The following is a 15,205-nucleotide window of genomic DNA, read 5'->3' as shown; positions in this document are numbered from 1 at the left end:
AAGCAATCTTGCGGATGGTGGTGGCTAGAAGGGGTGCGTCACGCCGGCCCGCGCTCTTCTGGAACGTTGGCCTGCTGCGCAAGGCGGGTCGTCTCCCAGGGCCAGTGGCCGTTAATCTCGACGTCGAGCGAAGTCGACAGGAAGGTGCGGATGAGGACGATGCCGCCCAGCACGGCGATGCCCTGCAGGGTTGGGTCGACGACCACCGATTTCAGGATGTCGGCGGCGATCAGGATCTCTAGCCCGATCAGGATGCCGCGCCCGAGGTTGGCACGGTAGTCGCGGTAGTTGGCCAGAAAGCCGGTGTGCCAGACCCGCACCAGGAACGCGGCCGTCGAGATGCCGACAGCGAGCAGGATGACGGCGAAGGCGGTGATGTCGAGCACCTCGCTCGTCCAGAGCGCAATCTCCCTCATGGCAGATTCACCAGTGCCGAAGTCATCGATTGGCCCATAAAAGGCGCTGCAGCTATGGGCACATTGCCGTAAATCGAGTTTCGGAACCGGTAACGCCGGCCTGCTCGGGCGCTGGGCTCCAACCGAGGGAGACCGCTTTGTTCTACATCTCGAAGATGCTCTGGGGTCTTGCCCAGCCGGCGACGCTGCTGATCGTGCTGATCGTGGTCGGCGCCATACTGCTCGGCACGCGCTATCAGCGGGCGGGTCGCCGGGTCGTCATTGCTGCCGCCGTTCTCGGGGTTGTCGGTGGCTTCCTGCCGCTCAGCACTTGGCTCATCCTGCCGCTCGAAGACCGTTTTCCGCGCGCCGACCTTGCCGGGCGGCCGATCGACGGAATTGTGGTCCTTGGCGGAGCCGAGGACGCGCGCGTGGCGGCGGGGCGCTCAACACACGCGCTCAACATGTCGGCCGAGCGCATGACCGAGGCGGCAGCGCTGGCCCGCCGCTATCCCAAGGCGCGGATCGTGTTCACCGGGGGATCCAGCAAGGTCTTCTCGGAGCCGGCATTCGAAGCCGATGCGGCCGGGCGCATACTGCGCGATCTTGGCGTCGACGACACGCATCTACTGCTCGATCGCCGGGCCCGCAACACGTCCGAGAATGCGCTCTTCGCCAAGCAGCTGGCCGACCCCAGGCCCGGCGAGCGCTGGCTGCTCGTCACCTCGGCCTGGCACATGCCGCGTGCGATGGGCCTGTTCCGTAAAGCCGGATTCAACGTCGAGGCGTGGCCGAGCGATTATCGCACCGCCGGGCCCGCCGACGCATGGCTGCTCTTCGACTCGCCGGCCGAAGGTCTGCGCCGGCTGGATTTTGCGGTGAAGGAATGGCTCGGCCTGCTGCTCAACCGGGTGAGCGGGCGCTCCGACGCGCTGCTGCCGGCGCCCTAGGCGGGAACGGAGGCCAAGGTAGCGAATTCGCGACCCGCGTCGGTGGCGGTGAGAAAATGCCGGATAGCCTCGATGGAGGTCGTGTCCTTCAGGAGCGGCGCATGCCCCTGATTGGCGACGGTGATGGTCGCCATGGCCGGATGCCGGCGCCGCATCTCGTCCACGGTTTCGGCGGTGAGGATGTCGGAATTTTCGCCGCGCAGCACCATCAGTGGCACGCGCTTCAACGCTTCAAACTGCGGCCACAGCGCCGGAAGCGGCCCATCCAACACCGACAGGGCGTTGCCGAGGTTGGGATCGTAGCCCGGGGCCGGCTTGCCGTTTTTCTCGTTGTACCACTGACGCGCAGCTTCCTCCCACACCGCGTCCGATACTTCGGGGAAGTGGCGGCGGTTGAGCTCGCGCACCATGCGTGCGGCGTCCGCCCACGAGATGGGCAGCGGGACGCGCCCGACGTAGCCGCTGATGCGCGCCAGCCCCTCGTGCTCAATGACGGGACCAATGTCGTTCAGCACCGCGGCGCCGATGGCGGTCGGCTGGGCAGCGGCAATGAGCATGGTGATCAGGCCGCCGCGCGAGGTGCCGATGAGGGCTGCGTTATGCAGCCCGGCGAGCGTGATGAAATCCAGCACGTCGAGCATTTCAATGTGGACGGCATAGTTGCGCCAGTCGGGGTCGAAATCGGACAGACCGCGTCCGCGGTAGTCGAGCGTGTAGACCGTGCGCGGGTTATTCGAGCGCCTGCTGAGCGCTACGGCGAGGTCGTGAAAGTCGCGTCCGTTGCGCGTCAATCCGGCGAGGCACAGGGCGGGGCGCGCGCGCGAGCCCCCGCCGGCGGCGGGATAGCGGCGGGCGTGCAGTCGCAGTCCATCGCGCGAGGTGTAGTAGATGTCCTCGAATGCTTCGCCGGACGTCATCGTCTCACCTGACCTCTAGTCCCTCGAAGGATCCAACGGGAGCCCATGGCGGCGAGCGGCAATGCCCTCGCGTCGCCTTAGCGCGAATCCGCCGTGCTCGTCTGGCGCACACCATTGGACGCCGTCCGCGCCCGGGTCAGGTCCTCCTCGAGACGCAGCGGGGAGTCGTCACCGAGACGGGCACGATAGACCTGAATGTTTGACAGCACCTTGGCGACGTAGCGGCGCGTCTCCTCGATGGGAATGCGCTCGATCCAATCGATCGGATCGACGTCAGGATCGCGCGGATCGCCGAACTCCTTGACCCACTCACGCGTGCGGCCTGGACCGGCATTGTAGCTCGGCAGCCCGAGGACGTAGGAGCCCTGCCACTCGTCCAGGCGATCGGCAACATAGGCCGAAGCGATCATCGTGTTGTAGGCGTCGTCTTTCAGGAGCCGGTCGTGCGAGCACTTGATCTTGTAGTCACGGCACACGTGATTGGCCGTCACCTTCATCACCTGCAGGATGCCGCGCGCACCGGCGCCCGAGACCGTGTCGCTGTTGAACTCCGTCTCCTGGCGCGCGAGCCCCAACAGATACGCCATCTCCGGAGGTGGACGCAGAGGATTGTACTTGGGCAGCCCGTGCACCGGATAGCTGTAATAGATGAGGTTGTGGCCGTTGGCGATGGCGGCCTTGCCGATGCGCACGCTGGTCTGCGTGTCGCCGGTCACGCGCGCAAGGTGCGCAGCCAGTGCCGCCCAAGCCTCGCTGTTTTCGATCTTTGCCGCGTTGAGCAGAAATACACGCGTTACATGCCGGCCCAAGTCGGCTTTGCGCGCCAAGGCGATGGCTTTGATCGCATCGTGGTCGATGAAGCGCTTGACCTGGTGCGGCGCCGGCACCTGCGGCGGATCAAAGCGCAGCGCGCTGCTGCCGGGGGAGAGCTTCTGGATGGCGAGCAGGCCGTGGAACGTATCGTTGAAGCGAGCTGCTTCACGATAGCTTTCCTGTGCGCGCGTCTTGTCGCCCAGCGCTTCGGCCGTACGGCCCATCCAGTAATGGGCTCTGCTGCGGGTCAAGGGACCGTCGGCACTGCGCACCAGATCGGCAAAGTGCTTCTCGGCCTGCTTGACGTCGTTGCGAGAGCGCAGCGCAATCCAGCCAGCCATGAAGGTCTGGTCGTTCAGAGCGTTGATGCCGAGCGGCCCCGCGTCGCGGACGAGCTCATAGGCGAGCCTCGGCTTGTTGGCTTTGAGCGCCAGGTAGGCGAGGCTGCGGCGTTCAATCCACCAATCGTCGAGGTTGGCGACGACGAGCGGGTCGAGCGGGGCGCTGCGCATCAGCTTGGCGGCTTCCTCCAGCTTTCCCGCGCGGCGGTGTTGCTGGATCTTGTGGAACACCACCCCCCAATCTGACCCGTCCGCCTTCTTGCCATTGCCGAGGGCGGCCTTGCCCTTGCCCGTCCGCATGAATACCGCCAGGCGTGCTTGCGCGGTCTTCTGCTCGGCCGCCGAGAGCAAGGGGATAACCCGTTTCACTTGCGCCGCGCGCTCGACGCGATCGGCCTTGTAGCGCACGTCCTCGACCAGCAGCCGGTCGAGGCGCCACTTGTGATCCTGCTCGGACAGCATGGAGCCAAATCGCGCCAGGAAACCCTTTTCGAGATGCGCGGGCAGATCCTCCTCGCGCCAGACCTTGGCAGCCAGGGTCTTGGCCTCTTCCTTCTCCCCGTGGGCGAGGTGCACCGAGGCGAGGACGGCCTTTCCGGCGGGGCTGCGCGCGGCGCCGTCTTTGAAGTAGGTGGCGATGAGGTCGGTGTCCCCGCCTTCCTCGAACAGCGTCTCTTCCATCCGCCGCTGCAGAATCTCACGGCTCGGCCAGTCGGGGTTCTCGGCTAGGAACTTGAGATACTCCGCCGCTTGACCGTGTCCGCCTCGCAGCCACGCCCACTCAATGAGCCGATGGGCGAGGGGATCGCTGATCGTGGCCCGCAGCTCCCCGGCCCTGGCGCCATCGCCGGCGGAGATGGCCTTGAATGCGGCGCTGATCTTGGCGCTGTCCTCGGCCGAGAGGTTGTAGTCGCGAAGGGGCGCGACCATCTTGTCGAGTTCGGCGACATAGGCCGCCTCGCGCTCCTGGGGAGAAGGCCCCTTGTCTCGCGCCGCCGCGGCGCCAGCAGCCGCCTGGGCCAGCTCAACGCGCGCCGGCTCGGCAGCCGGGCTTTCTGCGCTGGTGAAGAACAAGGGAAGCGCGGCGAGAACGGCGGCGCACCGGGCCAGGGGAGCAAAACCGCTGCCGCTACCGGCCAAATTCTCGATGCGACGGCTGATCCCTGGCTTGCGTTGTGTCTGGGGCAATTGTTCGTCCTTCCACAGGCACCACAGACCCGGCCGGGTTGCGGGGCTTAAAGCAAGGTCCTAATGTCCCGCTCGACAGGGCGCCGCGACTCCACCATCACCAACGCGCCGCAAAAAATACCAAGTAGCCCGGCAAGGGACAAGGCGCCGAAGCATGCCGCCGGATGCGGCGAGAGCAAGGCGTTGAGGCACTTTCCCGCTCACACCGGACGCGCGACACGATTAAGACAGAGCTACAGGCTCAAGGGTAACGCCACATGTTCAAAGGATCATTCACCGCGCTGATCACCCCGTTCAGGAACGGGAGCCTCGACGAGGAGGCCTTTCGGCGGATCATCGAATGGCAGATCTGCGAGGGCACGCACGGTCTGGTGCCGGTAGGAACGACGGGTGAGAGCCCCACCCTCTCCCACGAGGAGCACAAGCGCGTCGTCGAGTTGACGGTCGAGACTGCCAAGAAGCGCGTGCCGGTCATCGCCGGTGCTGGTTCCAACGCAACCAGCGAGGCCATCGATTTTACGCGCCACGCCGCCAAGGTGGGCGCCGACGCGGTGCTGGTGGTCACGCCGTATTACAACAAGCCGACGCAGGAGGGGCTCTACCAGCACTTCAAGGCAGTCAACGACGCAGCCGACATCCCGATCATCATCTACAACATTCCCGGTCGCTCGGTGATCGACATGGCCGTCGACACGATGGTGCGCTGCTTCGCCCTGAAGAATGTCGTCGGCGTCAAGGACGCGACGGCCAATCTGGCGCGCGCTTCCCAGCAGCGCCTGGCGCTGGGACCCGACTTCAATATGCTGTCCGGCGAGGATGCCACGGCGCTCGGCTTCATGGCGCACGGCGGCCATGGCTGCATCTCGGTCGTGTCGAACATCGCCCCGCGTTTGTGCGCCGAGTTCCAGAACGCGTGCCTCGCCGGTGATTTCAAGACGGCACTCGCGCTTCAGGATCGCCTCATGCCGCTGCATGACGCGATGTTCTGCGAGTCCAACCCCGGGCCGGTGAAGTACGCCGCCTCGCGGCTGGGCCTGTGCGAGGCTGAGACGCGGCTGCCGCTGGTGCCGATCTCGCAGGCCTCGCAGCGCATCGTCGATGCCGCACTGGTGCGCGTCGGCCTCGTCCAGGCGCGCGCTGCCGAATAGCGCGGCGCGGCACAATTAGCGTTGGAGGCTGACAGGCCATGGCGGCCAAAAAAGACGACGGCCGCCGCATCGTCGCCGAGAACCGGCAGGCTCGTCACGAGTATTTCCTCACCGATATGCTGGAAGCTGGCCTGCAGCTGACGGGCACGGAGGTGAAGTCGCTGCGCAAGGGCCAAGCCAATATCGCCGAGAGCTATGCCTCGGTCGAGGACGGTGGTCTGTGGCTGATCAACTCCTATATCCCCGAATATCAAGGGGCCGGTCGCTTCTTCCAGCACGAGCCGCGGCGCAAGCGGCGCCTGCTGCTGCACGCCAAGGAGATCCACAAGCTCGCCATCGCCGTAGAGCGCCAGGGCATGACCATGGTTCCGCTCGAGCTCTATTTCAACGAGCGCGGCATCGCCAAGTTGAAGATCGCGTTGGCACAAGGCAAGAAGCTGCACGACAAGCGCGAAAGCGAGAAGAAGCGCGACTGGAACCGTGAAAAGGCACGCATCATGCGGGAGAAGGGGTGATGTCGACCGTCGCCATGAGCGACTTCCTGATCACCGACTGGTCGCGCCTGCCACGTCCGGTGGACGACGGGGGCACACGCCACCTGCCCGGTACCCCAGTTCCGGCCATCGCCCTGCGGGCCACGGACGGCATGAGCGTGACACTCGCCAGCCTGCGTGGGCGCACGGTCGCGTACATCTACCCGATGACCGGGCGTCCGGGCGTACCGCTTCCGGATGGCTGGGACGAGACACCTGGCGCGCGCGGCTGCACGCCGCAAAGCTGCGCCTTTCGCGATCATTTTGCGGACCTCGTGGCCGCCGGCGCCGACCACGTGTACGGGTTGTCGACCCAGGACACCGACTACCAGCAGGAGGCGGCGCGACGGCTGCACCTGCCGTTTCCATTGCTGTCGGATGCGGCGCTCCGCCTCACGACCGCATTGCGCCTTCCTGTCATGCTCGTCGGGGGCGCAACGCTCCTGAAGCGCATGGCGCTGATTATCGAAGATGGCGTCATCGCGCATGCGTTCTATCCGGTATTTCCGCCCGACGGGAACGCCGCCGACGTGTTGGAGTGGTTGAGAGCGCGGCAGGGATGACCACGGACGGCACGCAAACTGCACAGCGCGACGCCGCCGCGCGCCATCTCGTGCCGGGACTGGCATTGCCCGACGTCGCGTTGCCCTCGAGCCGCGGCGGCACAGTAAATCTAAGCACCCGCAAGGGCGCCTCGGTCGTGTACATCTACCCCTGGACCGGGCGGCCGGGGTTCACCGATCCTCCAGGCTGGGATGCCATCCCCGGGGCGCACGGCTCGACGCCGGAGACGGAGGGGTTCCGCGACCACTATCTGAAGTTTCGCGCTCAGCGCATCGAGGTCTTCGGTCTCAGCGGGCAGCCCGGCGAACATCACCGGGAGCTGATTGACCGCCTTGCGGTTCCGTTTCCGCTGCTGAGTGATGAGCATCTGAAGTTCAAAGCCGCACTCGACCTGCCGACCTTCGAGGCCGGCGGTGTTACCTACCTCGAGCGCCTGACGCTGCTCGTGCGCGACGGCCGCATTACCCACACGTTCTATCCGGTTGAGCGGCCGGCGACGCACGCCCGCGAAGTGCTCGATTGGCTGGACGAGAAGCGCCGCGCCATCGCCAAGTCCTAAAGGACGTCGCTCTCCACGTCGTCGACCGAGTAGCCCATCTTCTCGAGACCTTCCTCGAGGTAGTCGGCGAGCAGCGGAATGCCGAGCAGGTAGTTGGACGTGGCGTTGACGCGCTCGGCGCGAGCCGTATCCACCGCCTCGTCGAACTCGTCCTTCTCGTAGGTGCCGCGACCCACCCACATCAGCGCCACGAGGTTCGCCTGCTCGTCGTAGTTCATGCGGTCGATGAAGCCGGCAAGCTCGGCACGCGTCGGATCGTTGGTGAAGTCCTCGAGGATGGCACTAGGGTCCTCTTCGGCGTCGCCATCCTCGCGCGTGTCGTCCCAGGCACCGACTTTGACGTCGTACTCGCGCGCTTTGATGATCACGTGCGCCACCTTTTCGGGAGCGATGTCCAGACCCATAGCGGCAGCTCTCCTAAGCTTGCGGCGACCAGCAACCTGCGCATCGCTCAGATAGCATCGCAATCAGCGCCGCGGAAGTCCGCTCCGGCGCTCAGGGGCCGGTACGCCCTATGGGCGGCCGCGACGGCTTGGCGGGGGTAGCGGGCAACAGCTCACGAACCGCGGCGAACACGGCGTGGAACATCTCCGGCGTCAGGCGGCGCGTGTTGGTATTGTAGCGAGAGCAGTGGAAGCTGTCGAAGAGGTGCAGCCCGCCCCGCACCTCGTGATGCGCCCCATGCGCGAAGGGAAACTGCGACTTGCGGCAGCCGAGCGTCGTCAGCGTGCTGTCATGCGCGATGCGTCCCAAGGCGACGATGACGGAAACGTTCGGCAGAGCGGCGATGCGCGCGCGCAGGAATCCGCAGCATGTCGCGATCTCCTCCGGAGTGGGCTTGTTCTGCGGCGGCACGCAGCGCACGGAATTGGAGATCATGCAATCGACGAGCTGCAGGCCGTCATCTGGCCGCGCCTCGTAGCGGCCGCACGCGAAACCGAATTGCAGCAGGGTCGCGTAGAGCAGGTCGCCGGCGTAATCGCCGGTGAACGGGCGTCCGGTGCGGTTGGCGCCGTTGAGGCCTGGGGCCAGCCCGACAATCAGCAGCCGCGCTGCCTCATCCCCGAACGATGGCACGGCACCGTTGTACCAGTCGGGTGACTTGCGCCGATTCTCCTCGCGGAAGCCGACGAGCCGCGGGCACTTCCCGCACAGCTTCGGCGCCTCGGGCGCGAATGTCTCCCCCGCTGCGCCCATGGCCCGCGAGCCGTCAGACCTCCTCGGAGAGGTCGTCGTTGTCCTGGAACGAGGCGGGCTCGCGCGAAGAATATCCGCCGCGGCCGCCTCCGAAGCGACCTTCGCGCGCCGGGCGGGTCGCCGGATCGCGGCAGATCAGCTGCTCGAGGTCGGCAAGATCGACGAATTGATCCGCTTGCCGGCGCAACTCGTCGGCGACCATCGGCGGTTGCGTCTGCAGGGTGGAGACGACGGAAACGCGCTTGCCCATCTGCTGCAGGGCGGCGACCAGGCTGCGAAAATCACCATCGCCCGAGAACAAGACGACGTGGTCGAGGTTCTCGGCGAGGCGCATGGCATCGACGGTGAGCTCGATGTCCATGTTGCCCTTCACCTTGCGGCGCCCGGAGGCGTCGGTGAATTCCTTCGTCGGCTTCGTCACCATGGTGAAGCCGTTGTAGTCGAGCCAGTCGATGAGGGGACGGATCGAGGAATATTCCTGATCCTCGGCGAGCGCGGTGTAATAGAGCGCGCGCACCAGCTGACCCTTCTGCCGGAACAGGGCAAGCAAGCGCTTGTAGTCGATATCGAACCCGAGCGACTTGGCGGTGGCGTAGAGGTTGGCTCCGTCGATGAACAGAGCGATGCGTTCGTTCTGATAGAAATGCATTCCTTCACCCTTAGGGCCGCAAGTGCCGGTTAAGCACTGGTGCAGTAGTTCTCAATGGAAGGGGCCCGCTGCGCCGTAGCGACCGGCAATCTGCAGACCCAAGTTTCTTACCACTTCCAGAGGCATGCAAAGCATTCTATTGGCTCGAATTTAAGCGACAATGTGAAGCACCAAGTATCTCCGCAAGTTAATTCTGCCCAATTAAGGCCCACGGCCAAGCTTCAGCAAAATTTGCCGCAGCTTATCTTGTCGACGCTTGGAGCCACCTGGAAGTCATGACGTGGCAAAGCCTATCAACAATGCTTCATCCTGGCTTGATTTGCACGATCTTTCATGCGACTAGAAGTCCATTGGCGCTGCCAGGCCGCGTTCCGCCGGCGCGGCGCGCCGTTTCCCGATTAATCTGCCCGTTCCCAGAGGGGTGTCGCTGATGGCACGCGTGACTGTTGAAGACTGCGTGGACAAGGTTCCGAACCGCTTCGAGCTGGTTCTTCTGGCGGCCCATCGCGCGCGCTCGATCGCCGATGGCAGCGCCCTGACTGTCGCGGTCAACGACGACAAGAACCCGGTCATCGCACTGCGCGAGATCGCCGAGAAGACCATCCCGCCCGAGGATATGCGCGAGTCGCTGATCCACTCCATCCAAAAGAACGTCGAGGTCGACGAGCCGGAAGCTGCCGCCGCGCCGTTGCTGCCGCCCGAGCGCCGCGCTCCGGTGCTCGGCCGCGACGACCAGTCGAGCGACAGCGTCGTCGACGTGATGACGGAAGAGCAGCTGCTGCGCGGCCTCGAAAGCATGACGCCGACCGAGCCATCGGCCAATGGCGGTCCTAACGGTGGCCCCCGCGAGCGCGATCGCGGCCGATGAGTAGCGGGCCGGACCCCGCATTGCGCGGGTTCGCGGCAACTGCTTGCGGCGGCCGGCCTAGGAGCGGCGGGCCATGATGCGGCAATATGAACTCGTCGAACGGGTTCTCGACTACGATCCGAAGGCGGACGAGGCGCTGCTAAACCGCGCCTACGTCTATGCCATGAAGGCGCATGGCAATCAGAAGCGCGCCTCCGGTGAGGCGTACTTCTCGCACCCCTTGGAAGTCGCCGCCATCCTCACCGACCTGAAGCTCGACGACGCGACGATCGTCACGGCGCTGCTGCACGACGTCATCGAGGATACGCCCATCACCCGGGCGGAAATCGACCAGCTGTTCGGCCCCGAGATCGGCCGGCTGGTCGACGGCCTCACCAAGATCCGGCGCCTCGACCTGGTGTCGAAAAAGGCGGAGCAGGCGGAGAACTTCCGCAAGCTGCTGGTCGCCATCTCCAGCGACATCCGCGTGCTTCTCGTCAAGCTCGCCGACCGCGTGCACAACATGCGCACGCTCGAGCACATGAAGCCGGAGACACGCAAGCGCATCTCCGAGGAGACGCTCGACATCTATGCTCCGCTCGCCGCGCGCATGGGCATGGAGAAGATGCGCGAGGAGCTCGAGGATCACGCCTTCCGTTGGCTGCACCCCGACGCTTACGCTGCCGTAACCGCGAAGCTGGCCGAGCTGAGGAAATCCAACGAAGGCCTCGTCGAGGAGATTCGCGCCGCGCTTGCCAATAAGCTCACCGAGGTCGGAATCGATGCCGAGGTATCGGGCCGTGAGAAGAAGGCCTACGCCATCTGGCGCAAGATGGCGAACAAGCAGATCAGCCTCGAGCAGCTTTCGGACATCTACGCCTTCCGCGTCATCACCAAGACGATCGACGACTGCTACCGCGTGCTCGGTGTCGCCCATACGACTTGGCGTACCGTGCCCGGGCGGTTCAAGGACTACATATCGACGCCGAAGCAGAACAACTACCAGTCGATCCACACCACCATCGTCGGCCCCCGCCACCAGCGCGTCGAGCTGCAGATCCGCACCCGCGTCATGCACGACATCGCCGAATACGGCGTCGCTGCCCATGCCGTTTACAAGGACCCGGCCCGTCTCAACGGCCAAGCGCTGGCGAGGTCGCCGGGCGAGTTCGAGAAGGACAGCGGGCCATACGTCTGGTTGCGCCGGCTGGTCGAGACGCTGCTCGAAGGCTCCAATCCGGAGGAGTTCCTCGAGCACACCAAGTTGGAGCTGTTCCAGGACCAGGTGTTCTGCTTCACGCCCAAGGGGCGCCTCATTGCCCTGCCGCGCGGCGCAACCCCGCTGGATTTCGCCTACGCGGTCCATACCGACATCGGCAACGGGGCGGTGGGCGCCTTCGTCAACGGCCGCCACGTGCCGATCGACACGCAGCTGCGCAATGGCGATGAGGTCGAGATCGAGACGGCCAAGAACCACACTCCGCCGGCGGCCTGGGAAAACCTCGTCGTCACCGGCCGTGCCCGCTCGGCCATACGCCGCGCCGCCCGCGACGCTGTCCGCCGTCAGTACTCCGAGCTCGGGCGCCGTCTCATCGCCTCCCACTTCGAGCGGCTCGGGGAAGAGCTGACCGACGACAAGCTGAAGAAGGCGCTGCCGCGGCTGGGCTACAAGTCGCTCGAGGATGCGCTCGCCGCCGTCGGCCGCAACGAGCTGGCCATCGACAACGTGCTCAAGGCGGCGATCCCGGAGGCGCTCGAGCAGGAGCCCAAGAAGCCGACCTATCGCCGCACGCGCCGTTTCGGCCGCGCTCGCGGTCAGGAGGGATGGTTCAATATCGACCGGGTGATGAGCCTTAAGTTCCGCGGCGATGCCGAGCCCAAGGGGGGCGGCCTGGCCATCCGCGGCGTCAAGGATGACCTGCCCGTCACCTTCGAGCCGGGGGGCGCCGTGCCCGGCGACCGCATCGTCGGCGTCATGATCCCGGGCGAGGGGATCCGTATCTTCCAGATCCACTCCCCGCGCCTCAGGGAATACGAGCACGAGGGCTGGATCGACGTCACATGGGATGTCGACACCGACACGCCCCAGCGCTTTCCGGCGCGAATTAGCGTCACAGCCCTCAACGAGCCTGGAACTTTGGCCCAGATCGCCAAAGTTATAGGGGAGGCGGGCGGCAACATCGACAACGTCCGCATGATGCGCCGGGCCTCCGATTTCACGGAGATGCGCATCGAGCTGGAGGTTCTAGACCTGGTGCATTTGAACCACATCATCGCCGGCCTTCGTGAGAAAGCAGTGGTCAACAAGGTTGAGCGGGTATTCGATTGATAGGAGAATCTGTCAGGCGGGGAACAGACATAGGTACGGCCGGCATCGGAGTACTCTAAGGTATGGTGCTTACCCCTCGTCGTCAGTTCGAAGGCCGGTTGGCTATGGTATTGGCGCCCCCGCGCTGGAGGTGGGCGCAAAGCCTGCGTACCGCCGGTCGCCGCCTGGTCAATCTCCGCGCCAGCCCGCATGAGATCGCGCTCGGTTGCGCGCTGGGCGCCTTCGTGTCGATCACACCGCTGCTCGGTGTGCAGACCTTTCTCGCTGTGGTCTTGGCGCTGATGCTGCGCGCCAGCGTGCCGGCGGCGGTCATCGGCACCTTCGTCGGCAACCCGCTGAGCTGGCCGTTCATCTGGGTTTCCACCTACGTCATGGGACTGCAGATCGTCGGGCTCGAAGGGGCCTTCGACCCCTCCGCCGTGCAGCGCAATGTTCTCTTGTTGTGGGGCGCTCTGCTGGAGCCTTCGCCGCAGCTCTTCGACGCCACGGCTGCCCTGCTGTGGCCGCTGCTCTGGCCCATGCTTGCCGGCAGCGTGCCGATTGGCCTGCTCACGGCAGCAATCGTCTACTATATTTCAAGGAATGTTGTCCGTGGATGGCGGCTGCGCATTATGAACCGGACGACGGCCGCAGCCGAGTAGTTCGTCCGCTCCTTTCCCTGGCTTACCGAGATGCCTAACCCTGCCTATTTGCGCCTGGGCGTAAACATCGACCACGTCGCCACCATTCGCAATGCGCGCGGTGGCAGTCACCCCGACCCGTTGCGGGCCGCGCACATCGCCGTGGAGGCCGGCGCCGACGGCATCACGGCGCATTTGCGCGAGGATCGCCGCCATATCTCCGACGATGACATCGCGCGCCTGAAAAGCGAGCTGACGCGACCGCTCAACTTGGAAATGGCGGCAACCGAGGAGATGCTCGCCATTGCCCTGCGCCATCTGCCCAACGCTTGCTGCCTCGTTCCCGAGCGGCGCGAGGAGCGCACCACCGAAGGCGGCCTCAATGTCGCGGCCGGGGGCGCGCGTCTCGAGCGCATCGTCGGCAGTCTCAAGGACGCAGGCGTGCGCGTCTCGTTGTTCATCGAGCCGGACGCCGCCGTCGTGGAAGCCTCGCAGCGCATCGGCGCCGACATCGTCGAGCTGCATACTGGCGCCTACTGCGAGCGTGCGCTCGAAGGCAATGCCGCTGCGGTCGCGCGCGAGCTAGAGCGTATCGCTACCGCAGCGCGCCTCGCCGATGCGGCCGGGCTCGAGGTGCACGCGGGGCATGGGCTCACCTTCGATACTGTGGGCGCCGTCTCCCGCCTGCCGCAGATCGTGGAGCTCAATATTGGCCACTTCCTCATCGGCGAGGCCATCTTTGTCGGCCTGGCGCGTGCCGTGGAGCGCATGCGCGCTCTGATGGACGAGGCGCGCAAAGTACCGGCGCCGGCAAGCCGGCATGCGAGGTCGGCGTGATCCTCGGCGTCGGCAACGACCTCATCGATATCCGCCGTATCGAGAAGACGCTCGAGCGCTATGGCGAGCGCTTCATTGAGCGCGTGTTCACCGACGTTGAACGGAGGAAATCTGAAGGCCGGCGCGAGCGGGCAGCCTCCTACGCCAAGCGCTTTGCCGCCAAGGAGGCATGCGCCAAGGCGTTGGGGACGGGGTTGCGGCGTGGCGTCTATTGGCGCGACATGGGCGTCGTGAACCTGCCTTCGGGGCGCCCAACCCTGAAGCTAACCGGTGGGGCGGCAAAGGTTCTCGAGGAGATGACGCCGGACGGCTACGAGGTGCGCATCGATCTGACATTGACCGACGATTTTCCCCTCGCGGCCGCCATCGTCATCATTTCCGGGCTTCCCGAGAAGGGCGATCGTCGCTGAGGGGGCGGCCTCGAGCGCCGCGTTACGCCGGCAGGCTGATACAACGACGCGAATTGCGCCCTGCCGGCAAAATGGCTATAGCGGCCCGGGCGTGCAGCCGGGGCTGCCCGCATTGGGAGTATCGCATGGCCGTATCGGCGAATACCAGGAAGGGGGGGTGGCTGGAGACAGCCACCATCGTCATCGAAGCGCTGGCCATCGCCATGGTGGTGCGCACCTTCCTCTATCAGCCCTTCAACATCCCATCGGGGTCGATGAAGGAGACGTTGCTGATCGGCGACTACCTCTTCGTCTCGAAGCTGTCGTACGGCTACAGCCGCTATTCATTCTACAACTTCATCCCCTTTTCGGGGCGCATCTTTGCCGCCGAGCCCAAGCGCGGCGACGTCGTGGTGTTCAAGCTGCCGCGCGATAACTCGACGGACTACATCAAGCGAGTCATCGGCCTGCCGGGCGACCAGATCGACGTGCGCGGCGGCGCCCTGTACATCAACGGCGAGGAAGTGCCGCGCAAGCGCATCGGCGACTTCGTCACGCAAGAGGATGCCGGTCCGCCGCGCCCCATCCCCGCCTTCGAAGAAACGCTCCCCAACGGCGTGAAGTACACCGTGCTCGATTCCGAGGAGAACGGCCCATTCGACAATGTCGGTCCATACAAGGTGCCGGCGGGGCACTTCTTTATGATGGGCGACAACCGCGACAACTCCACCGATAGCCGCGCTTCCTGGGGCGTCGGCTACGTGCCGTTCGACAATCTCATCGGTCGCGCCGAGATCATCTTCTTCTCCGCCGCCGTCGACGAGCCGGATGCCTTCCGCTGGTGGAGCCCCTGGACCTGGCCATTCGACATTCGCTGGAACCGTTTCTTCAAGCTGGTCCGCTAACTTGCACCACGCTTACCGAGGCTG

General features: G+C 65.2%; 17 protein-coding genes. 11 read left to right on the top strand and 6 right to left on the bottom strand.

The features are described from left to right. Nucleotides 1–38: 38 nt before the first annotated feature. A complete protein-coding gene (locus F9K20_RS05115; RefSeq protein WP_290998128.1) occupies nt 39–416 on the bottom strand; it encodes a DUF1622 domain-containing protein in 378 nt (125 codons plus the stop codon). A 137-nt stretch (nt 417–553) separates the two neighbouring features. On the opposite strand from F9K20_RS05115, the gene F9K20_RS05110 reads away from it, so the two are divergent. Beyond that, the gene (locus F9K20_RS05110) at nt 554–1,345 is read left to right on the top strand and encodes a YdcF family protein (protein WP_290998126.1); all 792 of its coding nucleotides are present in this window, start codon (nt 554–556) and stop codon (nt 1,343–1,345) included. On the opposite strand, the gene F9K20_RS05105 is transcribed toward F9K20_RS05110, so the two are convergent. Both F9K20_RS05105 and F9K20_RS05100 read right to left on the bottom strand, forming a co-directional pair. Beyond that, the gene (locus tag F9K20_RS05105; RefSeq protein ID WP_290998123.1) at nt 1,342–2,262 is read right to left on the bottom strand and encodes an alpha/beta hydrolase; all 921 of its coding nucleotides are present in this window, start codon (nt 2,260–2,262) and stop codon (nt 1,342–1,344) included. The genes F9K20_RS05110 and F9K20_RS05105 overlap by 4 nt on opposite strands. 77 nt (nt 2,263–2,339) lie before the next feature. Then, on the bottom strand, nt 2,340–4,604 hold the full coding sequence (locus F9K20_RS05100; RefSeq protein ID WP_290998120.1) for a lytic transglycosylase domain-containing protein: 2,265 nt from the start codon (nt 4,602–4,604) through the stop codon (nt 2,340–2,342). Between the two features lie 257 nt (nt 4,605–4,861). Between F9K20_RS05100 and dapA the strand changes: the two genes are divergently transcribed. Genes dapA through F9K20_RS05080 form a run of 4 tightly spaced genes read left to right on the top strand, consistent with a single transcriptional unit; the run spans nt 4,862 to nt 7,408 of the window. Next, nucleotides 4,862–5,752, top strand: coding sequence for a 4-hydroxy-tetrahydrodipicolinate synthase (gene dapA / locus F9K20_RS05095; protein WP_290998116.1), 891 nt, complete (start codon nt 4,862–4,864; stop codon nt 5,750–5,752). A gap of 38 nt (nt 5,753–5,790) precedes the next feature. After that, nucleotides 5,791–6,267, top strand: coding sequence for an SsrA-binding protein SmpB (gene smpB, locus F9K20_RS05090; RefSeq protein WP_290998113.1), 477 nt, complete (start codon nt 5,791–5,793; stop codon nt 6,265–6,267). Beyond that, nucleotides 6,267–6,848, top strand: coding sequence for a peroxiredoxin (locus F9K20_RS05085; RefSeq protein ID WP_290998110.1), 582 nt, complete (start codon nt 6,267–6,269; stop codon nt 6,846–6,848). The genes smpB and F9K20_RS05085 overlap by 1 nt, the downstream gene beginning before the upstream one ends. After that, nucleotides 6,845–7,408, top strand: a complete 564-nt coding sequence (locus F9K20_RS05080) for a peroxiredoxin (RefSeq protein ID WP_290998108.1) — start codon at nt 6,845–6,847, stop codon at nt 7,406–7,408. Before F9K20_RS05085 ends, F9K20_RS05080 begins: the two co-directional genes overlap by 4 nt. Here the strand turns inward: F9K20_RS05080 and F9K20_RS05075 are convergent. The 3 genes from F9K20_RS05075 to F9K20_RS05065 all read right to left on the bottom strand — a co-directional run bounded on the left by F9K20_RS05075 (nt 7,405) and on the right by F9K20_RS05065 (nt 9,254). Then, on the bottom strand, nt 7,405–7,812 hold the full coding sequence (locus tag F9K20_RS05075; protein ID WP_290998105.1) for a DUF3775 domain-containing protein: 408 nt from the start codon (nt 7,810–7,812) through the stop codon (nt 7,405–7,407). The two genes, F9K20_RS05080 and F9K20_RS05075, sit on opposite strands and share 4 nt — an antisense overlap. A 91-nt stretch (nt 7,813–7,903) precedes the next feature. Further along, complete coding sequence (locus F9K20_RS05070) at nt 7,904–8,605, bottom strand: uracil-DNA glycosylase (protein ID WP_290998102.1); 702 nt, start codon at nt 8,603–8,605, stop codon at nt 7,904–7,906. Between the two features lie 13 nt (nt 8,606–8,618). After that, nucleotides 8,619–9,254, bottom strand: a complete 636-nt coding sequence (locus F9K20_RS05065; protein WP_290998099.1) for an NYN domain-containing protein — start codon at nt 9,252–9,254, stop codon at nt 8,619–8,621. A 430-nt stretch (nt 9,255–9,684) separates the two neighbouring features. Between F9K20_RS05065 and rpoZ the strand changes: the two genes are divergently transcribed. The 6 genes from rpoZ to lepB all read left to right on the top strand — a co-directional run bounded on the left by rpoZ (nt 9,685) and on the right by lepB (nt 15,181). Continuing rightward, nucleotides 9,685–10,122: a DNA-directed RNA polymerase subunit omega gene (gene rpoZ / locus F9K20_RS05060; RefSeq protein ID WP_290998096.1), complete on the top strand. Its 438-nt coding sequence runs from the start codon at nt 9,685–9,687 to the stop codon at nt 10,120–10,122. A 73-nt stretch (nt 10,123–10,195) separates the two neighbouring features. Continuing rightward, on the top strand, nt 10,196–12,430 hold the full coding sequence (locus tag F9K20_RS05055; RefSeq protein WP_290998093.1) for a bifunctional (p)ppGpp synthetase/guanosine-3',5'-bis(diphosphate) 3'-pyrophosphohydrolase: 2,235 nt from the start codon (nt 10,196–10,198) through the stop codon (nt 12,428–12,430). Nucleotides 12,431–12,534: 104 nt separating this feature from the next. Continuing rightward, a complete protein-coding gene (locus F9K20_RS05050) occupies nt 12,535–13,071 on the top strand; it encodes a DUF2062 domain-containing protein (RefSeq protein WP_290998091.1) in 537 nt (178 codons plus the stop codon). A 30-nt stretch (nt 13,072–13,101) separates the two neighbouring features. Beyond that, nucleotides 13,102–13,887, top strand: a complete 786-nt coding sequence (locus F9K20_RS05045) for a pyridoxine 5'-phosphate synthase (RefSeq protein ID WP_290998088.1) — start codon at nt 13,102–13,104, stop codon at nt 13,885–13,887. Then, a complete protein-coding gene (gene acpS, locus F9K20_RS05040) occupies nt 13,884–14,297 on the top strand; it encodes a holo-ACP synthase (RefSeq protein WP_290998085.1) in 414 nt (137 codons plus the stop codon). Before F9K20_RS05045 ends, acpS begins: the two co-directional genes overlap by 4 nt. A gap of 125 nt (nt 14,298–14,422) precedes the next feature. Next, nucleotides 14,423–15,181 (top strand): signal peptidase I, encoded by a 759-nt coding sequence (gene lepB / locus F9K20_RS05035; protein WP_290998082.1) that lies wholly within the window; start codon nt 14,423–14,425, stop codon nt 15,179–15,181. Nucleotides 15,182–15,205 lie beyond the last annotated feature (24 nt).

It is taken from the genome of Hyphomicrobium sp., from assembly GCF_009026145.1.
Taxonomy (GTDB): domain Bacteria; phylum Pseudomonadota; class Alphaproteobacteria; order Rhizobiales; family Hyphomicrobiaceae; genus Hyphomicrobium_A.
The sequence above is the reverse complement of the archived record's forward strand: the minus strand, read 5'-3'. Positions and strand labels throughout refer to the sequence as shown.

What these genes read in the sequence shown, in the direction of transcription:
- F9K20_RS05065 (WP_290998099.1), bottom strand. Translation starts at nt 9,254, where the DNA reads ATGCATTTCTATCAGAACGAACGCATCGCTCTGTTCATCGACGGAGCC.
- F9K20_RS05105 (WP_290998123.1), bottom strand. Translation starts at nt 2,262, where the DNA reads ATGACGTCCGGCGAAGCATTCGAGGACATCTACTACACCTCGCGCGAT.
- smpB (WP_290998113.1), top strand. Translation starts at nt 5,791, where the DNA reads ATGGCGGCCAAAAAAGACGACGGCCGCCGCATCGTCGCCGAGAACCGG.
- F9K20_RS05075 (WP_290998105.1), bottom strand. Translation starts at nt 7,812, where the DNA reads ATGGGTCTGGACATCGCTCCCGAAAAGGTGGCGCACGTGATCATCAAA.
- F9K20_RS05085 (WP_290998110.1), top strand. Translation starts at nt 6,267, where the DNA reads ATGTCGACCGTCGCCATGAGCGACTTCCTGATCACCGACTGGTCGCGC.
- F9K20_RS05080 (WP_290998108.1), top strand. Translation starts at nt 6,845, where the DNA reads ATGACCACGGACGGCACGCAAACTGCACAGCGCGACGCCGCCGCGCGC.
- F9K20_RS05055 (WP_290998093.1), top strand. Translation starts at nt 10,196, where the DNA reads ATGATGCGGCAATATGAACTCGTCGAACGGGTTCTCGACTACGATCCG.
- lepB (WP_290998082.1), top strand. Translation starts at nt 14,423, where the DNA reads ATGGCCGTATCGGCGAATACCAGGAAGGGGGGGTGGCTGGAGACAGCC.
- F9K20_RS05050 (WP_290998091.1), top strand. Translation starts at nt 12,535, where the DNA reads ATGGTATTGGCGCCCCCGCGCTGGAGGTGGGCGCAAAGCCTGCGTACC.
- F9K20_RS05045 (WP_290998088.1), top strand. Translation starts at nt 13,102, where the DNA reads ATGCCTAACCCTGCCTATTTGCGCCTGGGCGTAAACATCGACCACGTC.
- F9K20_RS05070 (WP_290998102.1), bottom strand. Translation starts at nt 8,605, where the DNA reads ATGGGCGCAGCGGGGGAGACATTCGCGCCCGAGGCGCCGAAGCTGTGC.
- rpoZ (WP_290998096.1), top strand. Translation starts at nt 9,685, where the DNA reads ATGGCACGCGTGACTGTTGAAGACTGCGTGGACAAGGTTCCGAACCGC.
- dapA (WP_290998116.1), top strand. Translation starts at nt 4,862, where the DNA reads ATGTTCAAAGGATCATTCACCGCGCTGATCACCCCGTTCAGGAACGGG.
- F9K20_RS05115 (WP_290998128.1), bottom strand. Translation starts at nt 416, where the DNA reads ATGAGGGAGATTGCGCTCTGGACGAGCGAGGTGCTCGACATCACCGCC.